The organism is Mucilaginibacter myungsuensis (genome assembly GCF_015222005.1).
GTDB classification, from domain to species: domain Bacteria; phylum Bacteroidota; class Bacteroidia; order Sphingobacteriales; family Sphingobacteriaceae; genus Mucilaginibacter; species Mucilaginibacter myungsuensis.
Genome location: NZ_JADFFL010000006.1, coordinates 72,776 through 92,140 on the forward strand (window position 1 = coordinate 72,776; position 19,365 = coordinate 92,140).

The window sequence follows — 19,365 nt, forward strand, 5'->3', positions numbered from 1 at the left end:
AAAGCTTACCAATAGGGGTATAATAAAAAATATAATAGAACCCTCTCCTTAGGAGAGGGCAGGGAGATGTGATGAAAAAAGAACACGTACCACAAGACCTTAGCGCCTTAGGCAAACTCACCAAAGAGGTGTGTTATGCTACCGACGAGAACGGCCGGTACGTTACAGAATTGAGTAGCGGCTGGCACGTAAAAGCCAGCGCACTTGATGCTACCTGGGATGATATCAAAGAGCGGGTTGCAGTTGCCCGTCAGCAGGTTTTGGACGGGAAGGCCAGTCCGGTGCTTTTTTTTATGGAACACCGCTTAATGAACCTTAAATTAGTGGCCGATTATACGGGCTTTTGGCAATGGCAGATCAAACGCCACTTGAAGCCCGATGTGTTTAACCAGCTATCTGAAACGAAATTGCAAAAATACGCCGACGCTTTCAACACAACTATAGCCGATCTGAAAACCCTGACCGTGCATGAAAATTGACCTCGAACACCGTCAGTCTGCCCATTGCGAATCGGGCGTTACCAGTAACTTATTGTGGAAGGCCAGCGGCGGTAAAATAACCGAACCACTTGCCTTTGGTATAGGTGCGGGCCTGTTCTACGCGCACTTACCCATCCTAAAATTTAACGGCGGACCGGCCATTGCGTTCCGCACTATGCCGGGTTGGATCTTTAAACGCACCTGCCGTTCTTTGGGTATCCCGGTCATCCGCAAAAAATTCAGTTCCCGCGAAAAGGCGAAAGAGTTTTTAGATGAACAGTTAGCATCAGGACAGCCCGTGGGCTGCCAGGTCGGGGTTTATTATCTGTCTTATTTCCCCAAAGAGTACCGCTTTCATTTTAACGGCCATAACCTGATCGTTTATGGAAAAGATGGCGATAACTATCTGATCAGCGATCCGATTATGGAAACATCTACCATGCTCACCAGCTACGAGCTGGAGCGTGTACGCTTTGCCAAGGGGCCATTAGCACCTAACGGGCAAATTTACTATACTCAGTTCAGCGGCGAGATCAGTGACGACCGCATCCGCGAGTCGATCAAAAGCGGCATCAAGCATAATGTATTTAATATGCTCAACATCCCCGGGCCATTTGCCGGGGTGAGTGCGATAGCTTTTTCCGGCAAGCGCATTAAAAAATGGCTGAGCAAATTGGGCATAGATAAAGCCAAATTATACCTAGCACAACTGGTACGCATGCAAGAGGAGATAGGCACAGGTGGTGGTGGTTTCCGCTATATCTATGCGGCATTTTTGCAGGAAGCTTATGCTTACTTGCCTCAACCCGAATTATTGGAAATATCTAAGATGTTCACCAGGTCGGGAGACCTATGGCGCGAGGCGGCTATCCAGGCCTCAGCTATTTATAAAGGACGTTTGGGTAGTCAGGCCGATTTTGACAAGATGGGTGACTATTTGTTTGAGATAGCTGAATTAGAAAAAGAGGCGTTCTTAGCTTTAAAGAATATCAAATGGAAAGCGTAGTGAGTGCCGTCCATATCTCCAATCTAACGTTCCGCTACCCCGGTAACGACGCGGCCTCATTCACCGACATGAATTTGCAGGTGAACAAAGGCGACCGCTTCGGGCTGTTCGGGCCGAACGGTGCGGGCAAGACCACACTCATGAATATCATGACCGGACTGATCAAAGCTGACGGAGGTACAGTGGCACTCAACGGCGTTAAGGTAGACGGACATAAATTCCGCGTTAACCATATGTTCGGCTTCGTGCCTCAAGATTTTTCTTTGTATCAGGAGCTAAGTCCGAAGGAGAACCTGGAGTTTTTTGGTGCCTGGTATGGTTTGGATAGGCAGACCATTAAACAACGTACCGACGAATTGCTGACCGTAATGGACCTGCAAGACGTGCGTAATAAACAAGTACAGCTATTCTCGGGCGGTATGAAACGCCGGGTTAACTTGGCTATCGGTGTGATACACAATCCAAGCATCATCTTTTTAGATGAGCCGACCGTTGGTGTAGACGTGCAGACACGCCATGCCATCGTCAATTATCTGTTAGAACTCAACTCAAAAGGCACTACGCTGATCTACACCTCGCATCAACTAAGCGAAGCGCAAGATCTGTGTAATCAGGTAGCCATGATGGATCAGGGGAAGATCGTTGCGCATGATAGTTTAGATAACCTGCTACACGCACATGAGCAGGAAGATCTGGAAGCATTGTTCCTTAATTTAACAGGTAAAAAATTCAGGGATGATGTTTAAACTTTGGTATACCATTATAAAAGATGTGCGGATCCTGCTTCGCGACAAGGTAGGCATCCTGATGGCGATCATTATGCCGGTGATATTGGTGGTAGTAGTTACCAGCATCCAGAATAGCACCTTTGAGTTGATGAACAAGAACAAGCTGGTGTTATTGGTGGCCAATCAGGATACTGGTAAGTTAAGTCCGCAGTTGATCCAGTCGATAGATAAGATCGGTATGTTCCGTGTAAAGGAGTTAGCAAAAGGTTCGGACGCGAATGCGCTTAAAACCAAATTACAAGCTAAAGAGGCCGAGTTAGCAGTGCTGATCCCTAAAGATTTTACCGCCCGCGTAAGCGAACGCGCACAGGCATCGGCTAATAAAGCCCTAAAAAGCTTCGGGATGGAAGGTGACTCCTTAAAAGCCGCTAAGGGCAGCACCGACCCGATCAATATGTATTACAACCCGGTATTGCAGGAACAAATTCGACTATCTGTCGACGGGGCATTACGCAGCGCCTTACAGTTAGTAGAAAGCCGGGAGACCTTACGTGACCTTTATTTAGCCATTAACGATAAACCCCTGCCCGATACTTTAGAGCGCGAAATGCTGAGCAGCAAAACGCAGATCAAACAAGTATCCACATCACGCAGCGGCGATAGATTGATACCTAACGCAAGCCAACATAACGTACCTGCCTGGACCATCTTTGCCATGTTCTTTATCGTAATGAGTTTAGGCGGCAGCGTAGTGCGTGAGAAAGTGAGCGGTAGCTTTATCCGTTTAAAAACCATGCCTACCAACTTTATTGTCGGGCTGATATCTAAACAGATCGTTTATTTAGGGGTGACGATGTTCCAGGCGCTGGTGATATTTTCTTTAGGCGTATGGCTATTCCCGGTGATGGGTTTGCCGGCACTGAATATCCCGTCTGACATTTTAGGATTGATCCTGGTGACCATCCTTACCGGTTGGTGCGCGGTGAGTTATGCTATCTGCGTAGGTGTATTCTCTAAAACGCAGGAACAAGCCAACGGCTTCGGCGCGGTATCTATTGTGATCTTAGCGGCTATTGGTGGCCTGATGGTACCGAGCTACGTGGTATCCGGGCCGATGAAATTATTGGTTAATTTTTCGCCTTTGCACTGGTGTATAGAGGCTTACTATAACTTATTTTTAGAAGGCGGCCGCTTTGCCGACGTCATCTCAAACATTATCCCACTTATCGGCATTACCCTACTGCTGCAAGCCGTAACGGTCATCGCCTTAAAAAGAAAGAATTTAATATAATTGCACTATGGAAAGAGAAGCACTGAAGCAACAACTAAAAGCTCAGATCATAAAATTTTTAAATCTGACCGAACTGACCCCGGAAGATATCAAGGATGACGAACCGCTGTTCGGCGATGGTTTAGGTTTGGATTCTATCGACTCGTTAGAACTGATCGTACTGCTAAAAAAAGAATACGGCATCACTATTCAAGATCCTAAGGCCGGCCGTAAGATCTTCCATAACGTAAACTCTATGGTAGATTATGTTTTGGCTAATGGGGTTATCAAATAATTAGGCCCTAACACGCCAATGGCGTGCGCATAACAAAAAGCCCCGGCCTCCTTTATGGAGAAGCCGGGGCTTTTAAGGTATATGTAGGGCTGATGTTAGTTTAAAACTTATGCACGTCGCCGCTGCCGCTGGTTACGGCAGATACGTTCTTAGCGCCGCCGGTATAACGGATATCGCCCGAGCCGGAAACTTTAGCGTCAACTTTTTCGGATGCGTTAACGGTAGCGTCGCCCGATCCTGAAATGCGTACTGTGGTTGTAGCTGTAACTAAGCTACGGCCGTCGTAATCGCCTGAACCGTTGATGCCAACAGTTGATGTGCCAGCACTGCCGGTCAGCTTAATATCGCCAGATCCGCTGATGCTGGCATTTAGCGTTTTAACTTCCAATTTGCCGGTCACGTCGCCAGATCCGCTGATCTTCAGGTCAAAATTATCGCCACGCAAACCATCTTTAAAGAAAACATCGGCCGAACCGGAAATGGTGATCGCGTGGATGTCTTTAACAGCCACATAAATGGTGATCTTTTTACGGCCGTTGTTGAACCATCTACCCCAATCGAATTTGTTGTCTTTGGTGGTCACGGTCAATACATCGCCTTTAACTTCGGTAACGATCTTGTCTAATACATCGGCAGGGGCATCTACTTTAACAGACTCGGTACTGCCCTGGGTAACGTAAACATCAAATGAAGCAGCAACGTGTACCGCATGGAAACCGCTCAGTTTACGGTCGTCGGTCTCGGCAAAAGCCGGTATAGTGCTGGCCAATAATAGCGCGGCGCAAAATAGCTTAGTAATTGTTCTCATGGTTTTTTGTTTTGTTGTACCGATAAGACGAGGACCGATACCGAATGGTTACAAATTTTTTTCGTTTTCTTTGCGACAATATCATTTCCCATGACCGATCTGCCCGCTTACACCCGCTCGCAATTAGCCCTCCGCAACGGGCAGGATAAACCGCAGATATGGGTAGCCTTTAAAGGCCTAATCTACGACGTGACCGAAAGCCGCCTTTGGCGCAATGGCAAACATTACGAACATTGGGCCGGGCAGGATCTTACCCCCGAATTAGCCGATGCCCCGCATACCGAAACCGTTTTTGAAAAGTTTGAGGTAGTGGGGGTATTGAAGTAATACGCTCGATCTTGACGACTATACTCTTGCTCTTAAATTAAGCAAAGGGAAATATCTTAACTCAGTAGGTGTATACGGTGCGAGTGTACAATTTTAAAAGTGCATTGAATATCAGTAAGTTAACTAAAAATAGGAAAGGCTTATTTTGCAATATTCTGCAATTCAATTAGTTAGATATTTTTAAAATGAACGGTAGTGTATACACTTGGCGGCCGATAGCCCCGTCATGCGCTCATACGCCTTCAGGCCTTAGGCTCAGGGCCGGTATCCGCTTCTGCCGGGTTTAGGTTGAACGGTCATCGCACAGAAAAGCTGCTTGTCGGTATTTAACCATCCAAGGGGGATCACGTTACTTAAGATCTTTTGTATTTGTTGCGTTACGGGTCGCGTGAGGGGGCCCGGATAATTATCTGACGCTACAGTTCAAAACCAAAATCCTATAAAATAAGCAAGGCCACCTGATGGGCAGGCGGCCTTTACTAACCAATTATAAACCTAAATTATGAGAAGAGCTGTTGGGGAAGGGTTCGAACCTTCACAGAGTGGTTAGCCCGCTTCGGGTTTTCCATGATCTCCGCCACCGGGACAAGGAGGTGTGTCTGCCAAAAATTTCACCACCCAACATTGTTTTTTCTTAGAACGAACGAATGTTTTTTCCCATTCGCTTGATACAAAGTAAGGGCATTTTGGCTTTTCTTGCAAATATTTCAATGAAATAATTTTATTTTTATTCAAATTTTAATTAAACTTGTATTTCAATAGCAGTATTCAAATTTATGCCTCACAAGAAACCTCAAAATTTAGAAATTGATAATCTGGATATCCAGATCCTATCGATCTTGATGAAGAATGCAACTACGCCTTACACCGAAATAGCTAAGGAATTGATCGTTTCGGGCGGTACCATACACGTGAGGATGAAAAAGCTGGAGGAGATGGGGGTGATCAGAGGTGCCAGCTTAGAAGTGAATCCGCAGAAACTGGGGTATGATATTACCGCGTTCCTGGGTATCTTTTTAGAGAAAGGATCACAATATAACGATGCCGTAAAGCAACTGGCAGCCGTACCCGAAATTGTGGAAATGCACTACACAACCGGTAGCTATAGCATTTTTGCCAAAATAGTTTGCCACGATACCAACCACCTGCGCGAGGTATTGAACGAGCAGATCCAAAGCGTAAAAGGCATACAACGCACCGAAACTTTTATCTCGCTGGAAGAAAGTATCCGCCGTCAGATCAGCCTGGACTAAACAGGTTGTCTTCATCTTATTACAACAAAGCCACTATCCGGTGAGGTAGTGGCTTTGTTGCGTTACAGCCTTGTGGCTGTTAATAAAAGAACTTATTGGCGTTAAGCGTAGCCTTGTCTGAGTCGTTAAGGATGCAGTTAGGATACAGCGTGTAACCCGTCCACATCAGCGCGTTAGGGTCCTGATTGGCCGGGTGCGGCAATCCAAAGGCGTGGCCTATCTCGTGCCCTGCACCACCTACCCAACGTGCCCAAGGCTGGGGCATTTGGTTGGTGAGGCCCAGAAGGTCGTTCTCGGGCATGGCTGTAAAACCAATAGCGCCGGCCCCTGTCGTTCCCGCGGCATCTACATAAACCATGTAAATGTATTTACTCTCATCGTACCCGCTGCCTAATATGGCCCTCACATCGTTACGGGCATTGGTGTAAAAATAGAATTGTGCATCGGTGCCGCTATTGCCATTATTAGCATTGAACCAGGCGGCAGCATGCGTGCTTTGGATGGTCTCAGTTATCTTGGTGTTGAGGTGAAATGTTTTGTTACCACCCAATGCGGACTTGTACCAGGTGGCCAGACGGCTCGAGCTTACGCCAACGGCATCAGTATAGGCTTGGTTCAGTTTTCGGTCCGATGGTACAAGGTAGATAACCCTGATGGTCAGGTTAGCTGCTGTGGTGCTTGGTCCCGTAAAAACAGGCGCAGTTGTTGAAGGTGGCGACGTTACCGGTACTACCGGTTCTGGCGTGTTTTCGGTGGTGCTGGTGCTTTTTTTGCAAGATGCCAGGCCAAACAAAATACTGGTCGCCAACAAAAAGCTTAGGATAGGTTTTCTTCCCATAGTAAATGATGTTAAGTGGAACAGGAAATGGTTAATTATAATTGGTGATCAATAATAACAAAAATTTTACAATTATCTCCATAACGCAAAAACGCCGGTCTGCTTTTGGCAAACCGGCGTTCTGTTTTATAGCTAAATTATATTACAATAATTTAAAGCCTACACCCAAGGCCCATAAGGTAGGGCGCTGTCCGTAGCTATCGTTAACCTTGGTCAGGTTGCCCTCATAACGAAGGTCGACGGTGATGGCACCGATATCTACACCGGCACCGGCCTGGTAACCTAAGGTGCTTTTTTTGTAGTTGCCAAAATCGGCAAAGGCACCTGCCAGGTTACCGCTGATGCTTTGGTCTTTACTTAAATTGTACGAGAAGATAGGTCCGGCCATTACCCTCAGGTTCAGCGCGTCCGAACCGATCACACGTCCGCCTACTAATAAAGGTACGTTAAGGGTGGTGAAGGTAACATCGCTGCTAAAACTATTGTCGTCAGTAGATACTTTACCACCGCGACTGCCCAGGTAAAGCTCGGGCTGTAAATAAACCTCGCTGCCTAAACGGCCAAAGACACCTACCTGGTAACCGGCTTTGGTAGATTCTTTTAAATTATCGGTATTGATCTTGTGAAAATTGACACCGCCTTTGATCCCGAAGGTGTTCTGTGCTTTAGCGCCTACAGCTACTGCTGCCAAAAGTGCTATACTTAATAAGTACTTTTTCATAACGTAATTGATGTATTTGGTTTAAAACTGTGTTTTGTGACCGTTAAAATGGCAAATGGTTTATTTGCCGTTCAGTGGTTTGTAATTAGTTTGATACATTGTTGACAAATTACAAGGCTAACAACGCTCTGCAAAAGATCTTGTTTTAATACCTGATAGGTCATTTTAGTAAAGTGCCATTCCTGACCTGCAGATCAGCTATTTTTTATATTTTTGGGGACAAATAATTTTATGGCAGAGATCAGTATCAGCAATAAAGACTGGCCGCGCGTCAAGATCAAACTTCAGCGCAAATACAATCACCTTACCGATGCACAACTGCAATACTCGGAAGGCCAGGAAGAAGCCCTTATAACCAAGCTTGAGGACTTGGTTAACCGCAACCGCTCTTACGTGGTATTCACCCTTAAAAAGGCGTTGGTGAATATTGATAACAACCGTTTGTAAGTTTTAGGCTATACAGCTAAAACTAATTGCTTTTTTGTAACTTTATCTTCACGGATAATATCTAAAAAGCATGAGCATATTTTTTGGTAGCAAAAGCAGCCTCCGCACCATCGGGTTATCGGCAGGTTTAGTGGGTTTGGGTTTGGGTGTTTTGAGCTTTAACGATGATCTGTTCCAGATATCGAAGAACCTTGACGTATTCGCTTCGCTTTATAAAGAGGTAAATCTTAACTACGTTGATGACGTAAACCCCGCCAAAATGATCAAGAGCGGCGCCGACGCTATGTTGGACAATCTGGATCCCTACACCGAATTCGTCCCTGAATCGGAAATTGAAGATTACAAGCTGCGTTACGTGAGTACCCAATACGGGGGCATTGGTGCCGGCGTGTTCTTACGCGAGGGTAAAGTGCTTATCTCTGATGTATTTGAAGGTTTCCCTGCACAAAAGGCCGACATCCGCCCGGGCGACGAGTTGCTGAAAATAAACGACGTTGACCTGAAAGGTAAAAACAACGATCAGGTAAGCCAGTTTTTAAAAGGCGCTAAAGGCACTACCATTAAATTGGTGATCAAACGCGGCGACGCGGCCCCGGCCGAAAAGAGCCTTGTCCGCGACGAGATCAAACAGCCTAACGTAAGCTATTACGGTATGGTTGAAGGCAACATGGGCTACATTAAGCTGGATAAGTTTTTAGAGAACTCGGCCGATGAGGTGACGTCCGCATTGGTTGCTGTTAAAAAGAATAACCCAAGCGGCATTATTTTAGATCTGCGTAACAATGGCGGCGGTATTTTGCAGGAGGCTGTAAAGATCGTTAACCTGTTTGTATCGCGTGATGTGGAAGTGGTATCGCAAAAGGGAAAGATCAAAGAAAAAAATTACAGCTACCGTACCGTGGTTGACCCTATTGAGGGTAATCTGCCGTTAGTGGTATTGGTTAACGGGCACTCAGCTTCGGCATCCGAGATCGTTGCCGGTGCTTTGCAAGATCTGGATCGGGGTGTAGTGATCGGTCAGCGCAGCTATGGTAAAGGCCTGGTACAGCAAACCTTTAACCTGCCTTACAATAGCATGGTTAAGGTGACCATCGCCAAATATTTTATCCCATCAGGACGTTGCGTGCAGGAGGTTGACTATGCGCACCGTAAAGATGACGGCAGCCTATCTAAAGTAGCCGACTCGGTAATGAAAGAATTTAAGACCCGCGCTGGTCGGTCGGTTTACGATGGCAGCGGTGTATTTCCTGACCTGCCTGTTAAACAAGAGAAATTTGCCGAGGTTACCCAAACATTGATCGGTAAACTGCTGGTTTTTGAATACGCCAATAAATATCGCAACAGTCACCCGCAGATCAATCCGGTTAAAAACTATTCGTTCACCGATGCTGATTATGCCGACTTTGTGAAATACCTGGGTGATAAGAATTATTCGTACAGCACCACATCCGAAAAAGTGCTGAGTAGCTTTAAGACCGAAGCCACCAAAGATAAAGCCTTTACCGAGGTTCAGGCTGAGTTTGAGGCCCTGAAAAATAAAATGGCCGCCAGCAAAAAGAACGACCTGCAACAACATAAAGAGGAGATACGCCAGGTATTAGAGAACGAAATAGTAGCCCGTTACTACTACGACAAAGGCCGCTACGAGACCAGCTTTAAATACGACAAAGAACTTGCCCAGGGTATCAAAACCATGCAAGACAAAAACCTGATGGCATCCATCCTAAAAGGCGACGGCGCTTATAAGGTGATCGGCAAACCTCAACTGGCCATGGTAGGTAAGAAGGACGCGGATAACGCGAATTGAGATATCCTAATAGACGGAAGGTAAATTGATAAGCCGGAGTTTCCCCTCTGGAGAGGGGACGCACTAAATAAGCATAAAGCACAAACTTTAATAGGGGTGTGTCCCTTTGTGGACCCTGTAAGTGAAGGACACACCCCTGACCCCGCTCAAGCGGGGAAGCGAGACTTTAATATCTTAGTGATCCATTCCCCACTAACTTACTATACTTTATTCCTGATATATCTTAAAAAATTCTCATCTTTGAGGTTCAATAATTTATCTGTTTTATTATATAATTTAAAAAATGAAAGTCGCAGTAGTAGGTGCTACCGGTTTGGTAGGCACTAAAATGTTGCAGGTTCTGGCAGAACGCAACTTCCCGGTAACAGAATTAATTCCGGTTGCATCCGAAAGAAGTGTAGGTAAAGAGATCACTTTTAAGGGTAAGCAATTTAAGATAGTTTCTGTAGCTGATGCGATAAAACAGAAGCCCGATGTGGCCATCTTCTCGGCCGGGGGCAGCACATCTTTAGAGCAGGCACCATTGTTTGCAGCGGCCGGTACGACCGTTATCGATAACTCATCGGCCTGGCGTATGGACCCTACCAAAAAATTGGTAGTGCCCGAGGTTAACGCCGACGTATTGACCGCCGACGACAAGATTATTGCTAACCCAAATTGCAGCACCATACAAATGGTTGTGGCCTTAAAACCACTGCACGATAAATACAAGGTTAAACGTATCGTTGTATCTACTTACCAATCGGTAACAGGTACCGGTGTTAAAGCGGTAGATCAATTGTTCAACGAGCGTGCCGGTATAGAAGGCGCTATGGCTTACCCATACAAGATAGATCTTAACGTATTACCTCAGATAGACGTGTTCACCGATAACGGTTACACTAAAGAGGAAATAAAGATGATCAAAGAGACCCAAAAGATCATGGGCGATGATAGCATCAAAGTAACTGCTACCACCGTGCGTATCCCGGTAATGGGTGGCCACTCAGAATCATTGAACATCGAGTTCGTAAACGATTTTGATCTGACCGAAGTACGCGAGTTATTAAGCAACGCCCCGGGCGTGATCGTTACCGACGACATCGCTAACCTGAAATACCCAATGCCGCTTGACGCGCACGATAAAGACGAAGTATTCGTCGGCCGTATCCGCCGCGACGAAAGTCAGGCCAATACCCTTAATTGCTGGGTAGTTGCCGACAACCTGCGCAAAGGTGCCGCTACCAACGCGGTACAGATCGCTGAGTATCTGGCATCGAAGAATCTGATCGGTCAGGCGGTCGAGGCGTAAGCTTTTCCCCTTATCTAATATAAAACGGGCTTTGTGAGATGATCACAAAGCCCGTTTTTTTCAGATTTGTCGTTCCTCGCAATGACAAAAAGAGCATACAGCTAACCACTAACTCTTCTTCCCCTTCTCCTCCTCCTCCTTCAACGCCCCTTCAATTTCCGGGTGCTGCGCAGGTAGTACTTTTCTGTCTTCCTCTACCTCGGTTTGTTTAACGTGAACAGCGTATTCGGCGGGCTTGATATCGCTGCCGCTGGCCTCGGCATAGGCCTGGGTAAACTCAGCGCCAATGTAGAGGATAGCGGCTGTGTAATAGATCCAGACCAATATTACGATGATGGATCCCGCGGCTCCGTATGCAGAACCCTGCGCTGTGTACTCGATGTATAAGCCAATAACATATTTACCTATCAAGAATAAAATGGCTGTAAATATTGCTCCGGAACGTACATCCCGCCATTTAATATTTACATCGGGCAAGAACTTAAAGATAATACCGAATAAGGTTGATATCACTACGAAGGCTATCGCAACGTTTATACCGTTAAATACCCATACCGTAACGTCGGGAAGATACTTAAGAAGTTGTTTACTAAATGCATTCACAGCCACGTTAAGTAACAGGGAGACCAGCAACAAAAATCCTAAAGAGATGATCATAGAGAAGGACAGGAAACGGTTCTTCAACATCTTTACCCATCCACGTTTGGGTTTGGCCTTTACCCGCCATATCATGTTGATAGAATCCTGTATCTCTAAAAACATACTGGTAGCGCCCAAGATCAGGGTAATTACACCTGATATCAACGCTATACCGGATTTGCCCGATAGCGTTAAAGCTTTTACCATGTTTTGTATCTGCATGGCGGCATCGCTACCTACATAACCTATAATTTCAGGGTAGATCTGATTTTTAAAAGCGTCTTCTCTGAACACGATACCGATGATCGAAAGGATCATGATCAGCAATGGCGCAAGCGAGAACACGGTGTAGTACGCCAGCGACGCGCTCAGCTTTAAACCATTATCATCACTAAAGCCGCTAAAAGATGCGATAAGCACCTTCCATATTTTCTTCCAAAAGTCTTTACTTAGTATCCTCATACAAAATTATAAACCAGATCAACTCCAATTATGTTTATATTTAGTTCAGAAACAACATTATGATAATATTACGGTTAAAAAATGTTCTGTTCAGCGCATTGCTGATCGGGCTGATATGTATAGGTCTTAACGCCTCGGCACAAAAGACAACGATCTTCATTGTGCGCCATGCCGAAAAGGCCGCCGCCATGGCATCCGACCCGGACTTGACCGCGGTGGGCGCTCTCCGTGCGACCGAGTTATTGAAGGCTCTAAAAAAAGAACGCGTTACCGTTATTTATACTACCGATACCAAGCGCACCCGGCAAACCATTAAACCCGTTGCCGACCGCTTCGTGATCGCCCCTGAAGTTTACGATCCATCTAATTTAAAAGCACTTGCCGACAAAGTGCTTTTAAATAATAAAGGAAAGAACGTGCTGATCGTTGGGCATTCGAATACCATCCTGCCAACGCTTGCCGCTTTTGGCTCCGAACAACCTTTTAGCGCAATGACCGACGATGACTATGACATGCTATTTAAACTGGTGATCAAAGACGGAAAGACCGAACTGACCATCAGCCGCTACGGCGCCGAGCATCATACCACACAGATCCCCGACGCGTTCTCGGGCTTCACAACTGAACGTATGATCAGGCCACCGAGTAGGTTTTAATTGGATCGAACTATAATTTCTCAAAAGGCACATTCAGCAACTCAAAAGCCTTCCATCCTTTAAAGTCGAAATGCCACCACTCACTGGGTAATTGCATAAAGCCATGTTTCTCCATTACGGATCTCAATAAAGCGCGGTTCTGGATCTGGATGGCCGGGAGTTTGGCGTACAATGCTCCTGCTTTGCGGCTAAAGCAATCGTAAGGGGTAGGCATCTCCAGTTCTTTACCGGTCTTTAGGTCGATGATGGTAAGGTCGACCGCACAGCCGCGGTTATGTTTGGAGCCGTATTTAGGGTTAGCTACAAAGTTGGTATCCTTAGCGAATTTAAAAAAGTCGACAGTTACGGCATACGGACGATAGCCGTCAAATATTTTGAGGCCGAGGCCTTTTAAAGCTAATTCGGTTTGGATCTTCTTTAATGCCTCAGCCACGGGAGCACGGGCAAAAGCACGGGCTTGTTTGTACATCACCCTACCCATAAAATTATTTTTGGTGGCGTAGCGGACGTCCAGCTTGATGGAAGGGATGGCTTTGGTTATCTCAACTAATTTCTTTTCGGGGTGGGTTTTGATCTGTTGTGCATAAGCTGACGCTGATAATACGTACGGATATTGCTGAGCTGACGATATAAATACGCAGCAACACGCCAACAGTATGAACAGGCTCTTTTTCATTGCTTTATAACTTCTACTATTGTTGCGGTAGCTATTTTTTTTCCGTATCCAAGTAGATAAAAAGTATTTCCGGAATAATATTCTCCAATAAAATGATCAACAGCTGCAATATGTATCTCAAGCTTGACCGCAACATCAATACTGATCGGCTTGGTAACCTGCACCTCTGACGGCGCAGAGTACCTTGGTTCGGCAAAATAAACAGACGCTCTGACAATGTTCTCTATCGGGAACCGAAAGCAAGCCGCCGCATCAGGGTTAAATGTTAATTGAACCAATAATCTAACCGGAGGTTTATGGGGCATAACCTTAATGCTTCGATACGATCAACAGGTCCAGATCTTTGCAGGGCAGGTTAAAGCGTTCGCCAATGTGTTTGTTGGTCAGCTGACCTTGATACAGATATGTCGCGCTACGTACGCCGGCCGTTTTCCAGATCACGTTCTTGATACCGCCTTGTTCGCCAATGTCTAACAGGATAGGGGTAAAGATATTAGTGAGCGCGTAAGTAGCGGTGCGGGCCACGCGCGAAGCGATATTAGGCACACAGTAATGGATCACATCATATTTGCGGAAGACCGGGTGTGTATGGTTGGTCACCTCAGAGGTTTCAAAACAACCACCCTGATCAATGCTCACATCGATCAATACTGAGTTGGGTTTCATCTTGCTGACGGTCTCTTCGCTCACTATGCACGGGCTACGGCCATCTTCGGCGCGCAAAGCGCCGATAACTACATCGCAAGAGGTGATCGCTTTCTCCAACACCATCGGCTGCACTACCGAAGTAAATACCCGGCTGCCGATGTTATTTTGCAATCGACGTAGTTTATAGATCGATGGGTCAAAAACCTTTACTTGTGCACCCAGCGCTATGGCTGTACGGGTAGCATATTCGCCTACGGTACCAGCGCCCAAGATCACGATCTCGGTAGGTGGAACACCGGTGATACCGCCCAGCATCAAGCCTTTGCCTTCAAAAACGTTACTCAGATATTCTGCCGCGATCAGGATAGACGTAGCGCCCACGATCTCGCTCATGGCACGGATCACGGTCAACGAGCCGCCTTCATCCTGTAAATGCTCATAGCTGAGGGCGGTGATATTCTTTTTCATCATCGCCTGCAGGCATTCGGCTTTCAGTGTGCTCATTTGCAGTGTCGAGATCAGGATCTGGTTCATCTTCATCAGTTCGATCTCGGCCATAGTCGGCGGAGCCACTTTCATGATGATGTCTGATGCTTCATAAAGCTGTTTATGATCGTACACGATGCGTGCGCCCTGTTCGCTGTAATCCTTATCGTGAAAGTTGGCGGCTTTGCCGGCGTTGCTTTCTAAGATCACCTCGTGACCGTTGTTGATCAACAAAGCGACCGATAACGGTGTCAACGGGATACGGTTCTCCTGAAAAGAGGTTTCTTTAGGGATGCCGATGTATAGCTTGTTTTTGCGGGTCTTCACCTCCAGCATTGATTCCTGTGGCTGCATCATGGCCTGTTTGGCCAGGTCAGAAAAACCGCTGTATTTGCCTGCGCTCATGCGTTGTAGTTCAAATTAGTGTAGACGTAAACTTAACCATTATTACGATCAAATGTTCACTAAAGTTATTTGGCGGGTGCCATCGTCCTTTGCTTCGATATGTATCTCGGTATAGTTAGCCGGTAGCAGATCAGGGATACGCTCGGGCCATTCGATAAAGCAATAATTGCCCGAGTAAAAGTATTCCTCGTAACCCATGTCCAAAGCTTCAGTCTGGTCTTTTAGGCGATAAAAATCAAAATGGTATATTGGGCCTTTGTCGGTCACATACTCGTTCACGATAGAAAATGTGGGGCTGTTAGCTTGGCCTTCGGCACCCAAAGCATCGCACAAGGATTTGATAAAGGTGGTTTTGCCTGCACCCATTTCTCCGTAGAGGACGAAGATCTTGTTTGGCGATGCGGCGTCTAAAACTTGTGAAGCAGCAGCTGGGATATCGTTTAAAGAAAAATTGAATTGCATATTATTAGATTCACGGCCTGATAGTTTTGATAAGACGAGATAGCTCGTCATCGCTTATTATTTCGCGTTGGCTTTTGTCATAGATGGTTAACAGGTAAATAACTCCTTCTTGCACAGTAGCCACTAAGTGCGTGATCACCCTTGCGCCACCACTCTTTCCCTTGCTTTTGCTTGCGATAGCCAATCGAACTTTATAGGTGTTTTTATAGATCTTGTCTTCTTGTGTAGGATTTAGCAGTAAACTATCGCGTAATACCTGAAGGTCTGTTTTTAAAGATGGATATTTTTTAGCGAGGTCCTTGATGTTACGACTAAAGTCACCAGCCGCCTCGATCTTATAATTCATTGATCAGATCGTCCAAAGACTGTAGTTTGATCTTACCTTGTTGGTGAAGTTCCACTTCCTCCAAACCCTTTTTTATCGAGTTGAGTATCCGCTGTTTCTCCTTATTTACCTTTTGTTTAGATACAGTAACTCCTAAAGACTTTAAAGCCTTCATTACCTCTTTCTCTTTTTCAGGCGGAAAATCGATCTGCAACGTCATACTCAAATTTACTAAAAATAAAATGAGACTTACAAAGCACTAACGCTCTACAAGTCTCATTTGATATATCGTCATCTGCACATTCAACTCCTACTTCGGTCCGTAAGTGATCACTGGGATGATCATCTCTTCTAACGAGATACCGCCATGCTGGAAGGTCTCATTGTAAAAGTTAACGAACTGGTTATAGTTGTTCGGGTATACAAAGTAGGTGTCACTCTTGGCGAATACAAAGCTGCTGCTTACATGCAATTTAGGTAGCATAGCATCATGCGGGTTCTTTACGTGGAAAACATCTTTGGCATTAAAATTCAAATTTTTGCCTTGTTTGTAACGCAGGTTGGTGTTGGTATTCCTATCGCCGATGATCTTGCTCGGGTTTTTTACCTTGATGGTACCGTGGTCGGTGCTGATCACTACACGCACCTGTTTAGAGGCTAAGAATTTCAATAACTCAAACAATGGCGAGTGCTCGAACCATGATAGCGTTAACGAGCGGTAAGCCGCGTCATCACTTGCCAACTCACGGATCATTTGCATATCAGTACGGGCATGGCTCAGCATATCCACAAAGTTGTAAACCACTACGTTCAGGTCATTACCCATCAGGTTATTTACCGACTCGTTCAGTGAGCGGCCTTCGTCGATATTCAGGATCTTATGGTAGCTGAACTTGCAATCCTTACGTAACACGCGTTTGATCTGGTCAGCGATGAAATCTTTCTCGAACAGGTTTTTACCACCTTCGTCCTCGTCGTTCTGCCACATTTCCGGGAAGCGTTTTTCCATATCCAGCGGGGTAAGACCGGCAAAGATGGCGTTACGGGCATATTGGGTAGCAGTAGGCAAGATGCTATAATAAGTATCCTCTTCTTCTAAACGGAAGTATTCAGAAATGATCGGGTTGATGATCTTGAACTGATCGTAACGTAAATTATCGATCAGAATAAAGAACACCGGGCCATTGCCATCAAGTTTAGGGAACACCTTTTTCTTGAACAGATCATGTGATAATGTAGGGCCATTGCCTTTGTCTTTGATCCAATCCAGATAGTTGCGCTCAACAAACTTGCAGAACTGTGTGTTGGCTTCGGCTTTTTGCAAGGTCAATATCTCGTGCATGCCGTTGTCCTCCAGGCTTTCCAGTTCCAGTTCCCAGTAGATCAGTTTTTTGTAAACGTCAACCCATTCCTGAAAACTCAGGTTATCATTCAGCGTCATTCCCAACTGGCGGAAATCCTGCTGATAACTCATGGCCGTTTTAGCGCCAACCAATTTCTTGTTCTCGGTCAGTTTTTTGATGGTCAGCAAGATCTGCTTAGGGTTTACCGGTTTGATCAGGTAATCATCTATCTTGGATCCGATGGCATCCTCCATCAGGTACTCTTCCTCGCTTTTGGTGATCAGCACCACCGGAACGTCGCTGTTGATGGTCTTGATCTCGGATAAGGTTTCCAGTCCGGTAAGGCCCGGCATGTTCTCGTCCAAAAATACCAGATCAAAGTAACCGGCTTTAAAAGCGTCCAAAGCATCACGACCATTGGTGGCGGTGGTCACTTTATAGCCTTTTTCGTTCAAAAAAAGTATGTGGGGCTTTAACAGGTCGATCTCGTCGTCGGCCCAAAGTATGGTAGTATCTTGCATAGTATTCTATTTCAATAGCTGTATAAACCACAAAGCAGGGGATTTGTTACTGTGTGGAATAAGGTTTAACAAAAATTAACGATCTGAACCGCTGATTTTAATGATTACGTTGATTTCGCTGATTGACGTTAAGGTTTGTTGTACTTGGTTAATGGTTGGTGGGGTATGCTGTGCTAAGTTAGAAATTTTACCCCCATTCTACCCCGTTCACGTTTTAATTTGACACTTTTGCAACCAATACTTTCGCTTTGAATAAAAAGAAGATCATAAACGACCCGGTCTACGGATTTATCACCATTCCGTCGGCTTTGGTGTTCGACCTCATAGAGCATCCTTACTTTCAGCGCCTGCGTTATATTAAGCAAGGTGGGATGACACATCTGGTATATCCGGGCGCGTTACACACCCGTTTTCATCACGCTTTAGGTGCTATGCACTTGATGCGCACCGCTATCGAAACGCTTTGTAATAAGGATGTGGACATTAGCCTTGAAGAGCAGGAAGCCGTTACCATCGCCATCCTATTGCACGACATCGGTCACGGACCATTTTCGCACGCCTTAGAGCAGTCTATCGTACAAGGTATCTCGCACGAGGATATCTCTGCCGCCATGATGTCGCGGTTGAACCGTGATTTTGACGGCCAATTGCAAATGGCCATAGATATTTTTAATGATACCTACCCCAAGCGTTTCCTGCATCAGCTGGTATCGAGCCAATTGGATGTGGATCGTATGGATTACCTTAACCGCGATAGCTTTTTTACCGGCGTATCCGAAGGGGTGATCAGTTCGGAAAGGATCATCAAAATGCTGACCGTAGTTGACGACCATATCGTGGTAGAAGAAAAAGGTGTCTATTCCATCGAGAATTTCCTGATATCGCGCCGTTTAATGTATTGGCAAGTATACCTGCACAAGACCGGCATAGCGGCCGAACAGCTATTGGGCAAAATATTAAAACGCGCCCGCGAATTGGCGCTTTCGGGCGTTCCTTTATTCGCCACGCCATCGTTGAATCATTTCCTGGTCAACCAGATCAATAAAGAGGCCTTCATGACCGACGAGACCCATCTGGATATTTTTGCCAAGTTGGACGATAGCGATATTATGTCGGCCATTAAAGTGTGGACAGATAGTTCGGATAAGATATTGTCCCTTTTATGCCGTAATCTGATCAACCGCAAATTATACAAGGTAGATATCAGCGATAAACCTGTATCCCAAAACAAACTGAACGAACTGACCAAAGCCGCCATAGATCAATTAGGCATCAGCAAGGAGGAAGCGCATTATTTTGTCTTCACCGACACCATTGCCAATAACGCTTATAAAGTTGGCGACGGTAATATCCGCGTGCTGATGAAGGATGGCTCGATCAGGGATATCACCACTGCGAGTGATGATAATAACCTTACTGCTTTGACAAAGACGGTGAAGAAGCATATTACTTGTTATATTAAAGGATTATAA

23 protein-coding genes and 1 tRNA gene are annotated in these 19,365 nt (G+C 45.7%); 12 read left to right on the forward strand and 12 right to left on the reverse strand.

Going from position 1 to position 19,365, the window contains the following annotated elements; genetic code table 11:
* Nucleotides 1-71 precede the first annotated feature (71 nt).
* From IRJ16_RS15720 to IRJ16_RS15740, 5 genes are read left to right on the forward strand one after another with little or no spacing between them, the layout of a single operon-like run.
* Nucleotides 72-479 (forward strand): hypothetical protein, encoded by a 408-nt coding sequence (locus IRJ16_RS15720; RefSeq protein WP_194112573.1) that lies wholly within the window; start codon nucleotides 72-74, stop codon nucleotides 477-479.
* Nucleotides 469-1,485, forward strand: coding sequence for a BtrH N-terminal domain-containing protein (locus tag IRJ16_RS15725; protein ID WP_194112574.1), 1,017 nt, complete (start codon nucleotides 469-471; stop codon nucleotides 1,483-1,485). The genes IRJ16_RS15720 and IRJ16_RS15725 overlap by 11 nt, the downstream gene beginning before the upstream one ends.
* Complete coding sequence (locus tag IRJ16_RS15730) at nucleotides 1,473-2,231, forward strand: ABC transporter ATP-binding protein (protein WP_194112575.1); 759 nt, start codon at nucleotides 1,473-1,475, stop codon at nucleotides 2,229-2,231. Before IRJ16_RS15725 ends, IRJ16_RS15730 begins: the two co-directional genes overlap by 13 nt.
* Nucleotides 2,221-3,504, forward strand: a complete 1,284-nt coding sequence (locus IRJ16_RS15735) for an ABC transporter permease (protein WP_228080227.1) — start codon at nucleotides 2,221-2,223, stop codon at nucleotides 3,502-3,504. Before IRJ16_RS15730 ends, IRJ16_RS15735 begins: the two co-directional genes overlap by 11 nt.
* Before the next feature lie 7 nt (nucleotides 3,505-3,511).
* A complete protein-coding gene (locus IRJ16_RS15740) occupies nucleotides 3,512-3,778 on the forward strand; it encodes a phosphopantetheine-binding protein (RefSeq protein WP_194112576.1) in 267 nt (88 codons plus the stop codon).
* A 100-nt stretch (nucleotides 3,779-3,878) separates the two neighbouring features.
* Here the strand turns inward: IRJ16_RS15740 and IRJ16_RS15745 are convergent, their stop codons facing one another.
* The gene (locus tag IRJ16_RS15745; protein ID WP_194112577.1) at nucleotides 3,879-4,586 is read right to left on the reverse strand and encodes a head GIN domain-containing protein; all 708 of its coding nucleotides are present in this window, start codon (nucleotides 4,584-4,586) and stop codon (nucleotides 3,879-3,881) included.
* A 90-nt stretch (nucleotides 4,587-4,676) separates the two neighbouring features.
* Here IRJ16_RS15745 and IRJ16_RS15750 point away from each other — a divergent pair, with 90 nt between their 5' ends.
* On the forward strand, nucleotides 4,677-4,913 hold the full coding sequence (locus tag IRJ16_RS15750) for a cytochrome b5 domain-containing protein (protein ID WP_194112578.1): 237 nt from the start codon (nucleotides 4,677-4,679) through the stop codon (nucleotides 4,911-4,913).
* 512 nt (nucleotides 4,914-5,425) lie between these two features.
* Here the strand turns inward: IRJ16_RS15750 and IRJ16_RS15755 are convergent.
* Nucleotides 5,426-5,537: transfer RNA gene (locus tag IRJ16_RS15755), tRNA-Asp, on the reverse strand.
* A gap of 152 nt (nucleotides 5,538-5,689) precedes the next feature.
* On the opposite strand from IRJ16_RS15755, the gene IRJ16_RS15760 reads away from it, so the two are divergent.
* On the forward strand, nucleotides 5,690-6,166 hold the full coding sequence (locus tag IRJ16_RS15760) for an Lrp/AsnC ligand binding domain-containing protein (protein ID WP_194112579.1): 477 nt from the start codon (nucleotides 5,690-5,692) through the stop codon (nucleotides 6,164-6,166).
* 79 nt (nucleotides 6,167-6,245) lie between these two features.
* Here IRJ16_RS15760 and IRJ16_RS15765 read toward each other — a convergent pair whose 3' ends face one another.
* Together IRJ16_RS15765 and IRJ16_RS15770 are read right to left on the reverse strand one after the other, a co-directional pair.
* Nucleotides 6,246-7,004, reverse strand: coding sequence for a zinc metalloprotease (locus tag IRJ16_RS15765; protein WP_194112580.1), 759 nt, complete (start codon nucleotides 7,002-7,004; stop codon nucleotides 6,246-6,248).
* A 142-nt stretch (nucleotides 7,005-7,146) separates the two neighbouring features.
* Nucleotides 7,147-7,725 (reverse strand): porin family protein, encoded by a 579-nt coding sequence (locus tag IRJ16_RS15770; RefSeq protein ID WP_194112581.1) that lies wholly within the window; start codon nucleotides 7,723-7,725, stop codon nucleotides 7,147-7,149.
* 231 nt (nucleotides 7,726-7,956) lie between these two features.
* Between IRJ16_RS15770 and IRJ16_RS15775 the strand changes: the two genes are divergently transcribed.
* From IRJ16_RS15775 to IRJ16_RS15785, 3 genes are all read left to right on the forward strand, one after another.
* Nucleotides 7,957-8,172 (forward strand): hypothetical protein, encoded by a 216-nt coding sequence (locus IRJ16_RS15775; protein WP_194112582.1) that lies wholly within the window; start codon nucleotides 7,957-7,959, stop codon nucleotides 8,170-8,172.
* A gap of 70 nt (nucleotides 8,173-8,242) precedes the next feature.
* Nucleotides 8,243-9,979, forward strand: a complete 1,737-nt coding sequence (locus IRJ16_RS15780; protein ID WP_194112583.1) for a S41 family peptidase — start codon at nucleotides 8,243-8,245, stop codon at nucleotides 9,977-9,979.
* Between the two features lie 283 nt (nucleotides 9,980-10,262).
* Nucleotides 10,263-11,270 (forward strand): aspartate-semialdehyde dehydrogenase, encoded by a 1,008-nt coding sequence (locus tag IRJ16_RS15785; RefSeq protein WP_194112584.1) that lies wholly within the window; start codon nucleotides 10,263-10,265, stop codon nucleotides 11,268-11,270.
* A 108-nt stretch (nucleotides 11,271-11,378) separates the two neighbouring features.
* On the opposite strand, the gene IRJ16_RS15790 is transcribed toward IRJ16_RS15785, so the two are convergent.
* Nucleotides 11,379-12,371, reverse strand: coding sequence for a YihY/virulence factor BrkB family protein (locus tag IRJ16_RS15790; RefSeq protein ID WP_194112585.1), 993 nt, complete (start codon nucleotides 12,369-12,371; stop codon nucleotides 11,379-11,381).
* A gap of 59 nt (nucleotides 12,372-12,430) precedes the next feature.
* Here IRJ16_RS15790 and IRJ16_RS15795 point away from each other — a divergent pair, with 59 nt between their 5' ends.
* Nucleotides 12,431-13,027: a phosphoglycerate mutase family protein gene (locus IRJ16_RS15795; RefSeq protein WP_194112586.1), complete on the forward strand. Its 597-nt coding sequence runs from the start codon at nucleotides 12,431-12,433 to the stop codon at nucleotides 13,025-13,027.
* Between the two features lie 10 nt (nucleotides 13,028-13,037).
* On the opposite strand, the gene IRJ16_RS15800 is transcribed toward IRJ16_RS15795, so the two are convergent.
* From IRJ16_RS15800 to porX, 7 genes are all read right to left on the reverse strand, one after another.
* Nucleotides 13,038-13,703 carry a M15 family metallopeptidase gene (locus IRJ16_RS15800; protein ID WP_194112587.1) on the reverse strand — a complete coding sequence of 222 codons (666 nt, stop codon included), beginning with the start codon at nucleotides 13,701-13,703 and terminating at the stop codon, nucleotides 13,038-13,040.
* Complete coding sequence (locus tag IRJ16_RS15805; protein WP_194112588.1) at nucleotides 13,700-14,008, reverse strand: hypothetical protein; 309 nt, start codon at nucleotides 14,006-14,008, stop codon at nucleotides 13,700-13,702. Before IRJ16_RS15805 ends, IRJ16_RS15800 begins: the two co-directional genes overlap by 4 nt.
* Nucleotides 14,009-14,012: 4 nt before the next feature.
* A complete protein-coding gene (locus IRJ16_RS15810; protein WP_194112589.1) occupies nucleotides 14,013-15,242 on the reverse strand; it encodes an alanine dehydrogenase in 1,230 nt (409 codons plus the stop codon).
* Nucleotides 15,243-15,290: 48 nt separating this feature from the next.
* Nucleotides 15,291-15,704, reverse strand: a complete 414-nt coding sequence (gene tsaE / locus IRJ16_RS15815) for a tRNA (adenosine(37)-N6)-threonylcarbamoyltransferase complex ATPase subunit type 1 TsaE (RefSeq protein WP_194112590.1) — start codon at nucleotides 15,702-15,704, stop codon at nucleotides 15,291-15,293.
* A 10-nt stretch (nucleotides 15,705-15,714) separates the two neighbouring features.
* Nucleotides 15,715-16,050: a type II toxin-antitoxin system RelE/ParE family toxin gene (locus IRJ16_RS15820; RefSeq protein ID WP_194112591.1), complete on the reverse strand. Its 336-nt coding sequence runs from the start codon at nucleotides 16,048-16,050 to the stop codon at nucleotides 15,715-15,717.
* Nucleotides 16,040-16,249: a hypothetical protein gene (locus IRJ16_RS15825; protein ID WP_194112592.1), complete on the reverse strand. Its 210-nt coding sequence runs from the start codon at nucleotides 16,247-16,249 to the stop codon at nucleotides 16,040-16,042. The genes IRJ16_RS15820 and IRJ16_RS15825 overlap by 11 nt, the downstream gene beginning before the upstream one ends.
* A 90-nt stretch (nucleotides 16,250-16,339) precedes the next feature.
* On the reverse strand, nucleotides 16,340-17,893 hold the full coding sequence (gene porX, locus IRJ16_RS15830) for a T9SS response regulator signal transducer PorX (protein ID WP_194112593.1): 1,554 nt from the start codon (nucleotides 17,891-17,893) through the stop codon (nucleotides 16,340-16,342).
* Nucleotides 17,894-18,141: 248 nt separating this feature from the next.
* Here porX and IRJ16_RS15835 point away from each other — a divergent pair, with 248 nt between their 5' ends.
* Nucleotides 18,142-19,365 (forward strand): HD domain-containing protein, encoded by a 1,224-nt coding sequence (locus tag IRJ16_RS15835; protein ID WP_194112594.1) that lies wholly within the window; start codon nucleotides 18,142-18,144, stop codon nucleotides 19,363-19,365.

Bases quoted from the DNA above. Each gene is read 5' to 3' on its own strand.
- IRJ16_RS15770 (WP_194112581.1), bottom strand. From the start codon at position 7,725: ATGAAAAAGTACTTATTAAGTATAGCACTTTTGGCAGCAGTAGCTGTA.
- IRJ16_RS15790 (WP_194112585.1), bottom strand. From the start codon at position 12,371: ATGAGGATACTAAGTAAAGACTTTTGGAAGAAAATATGGAAGGTGCTT.
- IRJ16_RS15720 (WP_194112573.1), top strand. From the start codon at position 72: ATGAAAAAAGAACACGTACCACAAGACCTTAGCGCCTTAGGCAAACTC.
- IRJ16_RS15735 (WP_228080227.1), top strand. From the start codon at position 2,221: ATGATGTTTAAACTTTGGTATACCATTATAAAAGATGTGCGGATCCTG.
- IRJ16_RS15745 (WP_194112577.1), bottom strand. From the start codon at position 4,586: ATGAGAACAATTACTAAGCTATTTTGCGCCGCGCTATTATTGGCCAGC.
- IRJ16_RS15780 (WP_194112583.1), top strand. From the start codon at position 8,243: ATGAGCATATTTTTTGGTAGCAAAAGCAGCCTCCGCACCATCGGGTTA.
- IRJ16_RS15825 (WP_194112592.1), bottom strand. From the start codon at position 16,249: ATGACGTTGCAGATCGATTTTCCGCCTGAAAAAGAGAAAGAGGTAATG.
- IRJ16_RS15775 (WP_194112582.1), top strand. From the start codon at position 7,957: ATGGCAGAGATCAGTATCAGCAATAAAGACTGGCCGCGCGTCAAGATC.
- porX (WP_194112593.1), bottom strand. From the start codon at position 17,893: ATGCAAGATACTACCATACTTTGGGCCGACGACGAGATCGACCTGTTA.
- IRJ16_RS15805 (WP_194112588.1), bottom strand. From the start codon at position 14,008: ATGCCCCATAAACCTCCGGTTAGATTATTGGTTCAATTAACATTTAAC.
- IRJ16_RS15730 (WP_194112575.1), top strand. From the start codon at position 1,473: ATGGAAAGCGTAGTGAGTGCCGTCCATATCTCCAATCTAACGTTCCGC.
- IRJ16_RS15810 (WP_194112589.1), bottom strand. From the start codon at position 15,242: ATGAGCGCAGGCAAATACAGCGGTTTTTCTGACCTGGCCAAACAGGCC.
- IRJ16_RS15750 (WP_194112578.1), top strand. From the start codon at position 4,677: ATGACCGATCTGCCCGCTTACACCCGCTCGCAATTAGCCCTCCGCAAC.
- IRJ16_RS15765 (WP_194112580.1), bottom strand. From the start codon at position 7,004: ATGGGAAGAAAACCTATCCTAAGCTTTTTGTTGGCGACCAGTATTTTG.
- IRJ16_RS15800 (WP_194112587.1), bottom strand. From the start codon at position 13,703: ATGAAAAAGAGCCTGTTCATACTGTTGGCGTGTTGCTGCGTATTTATA.
- IRJ16_RS15820 (WP_194112591.1), bottom strand. From the start codon at position 16,050: ATGAATTATAAGATCGAGGCGGCTGGTGACTTTAGTCGTAACATCAAG.
- tsaE (WP_194112590.1), bottom strand. From the start codon at position 15,704: ATGCAATTCAATTTTTCTTTAAACGATATCCCAGCTGCTGCTTCACAA.
- IRJ16_RS15740 (WP_194112576.1), top strand. From the start codon at position 3,512: ATGGAAAGAGAAGCACTGAAGCAACAACTAAAAGCTCAGATCATAAAA.
- IRJ16_RS15760 (WP_194112579.1), top strand. From the start codon at position 5,690: ATGCCTCACAAGAAACCTCAAAATTTAGAAATTGATAATCTGGATATC.
- IRJ16_RS15795 (WP_194112586.1), top strand. From the start codon at position 12,431: ATGATAATATTACGGTTAAAAAATGTTCTGTTCAGCGCATTGCTGATC.
- IRJ16_RS15725 (WP_194112574.1), top strand. From the start codon at position 469: ATGAAAATTGACCTCGAACACCGTCAGTCTGCCCATTGCGAATCGGGC.
- IRJ16_RS15785 (WP_194112584.1), top strand. From the start codon at position 10,263: ATGAAAGTCGCAGTAGTAGGTGCTACCGGTTTGGTAGGCACTAAAATG.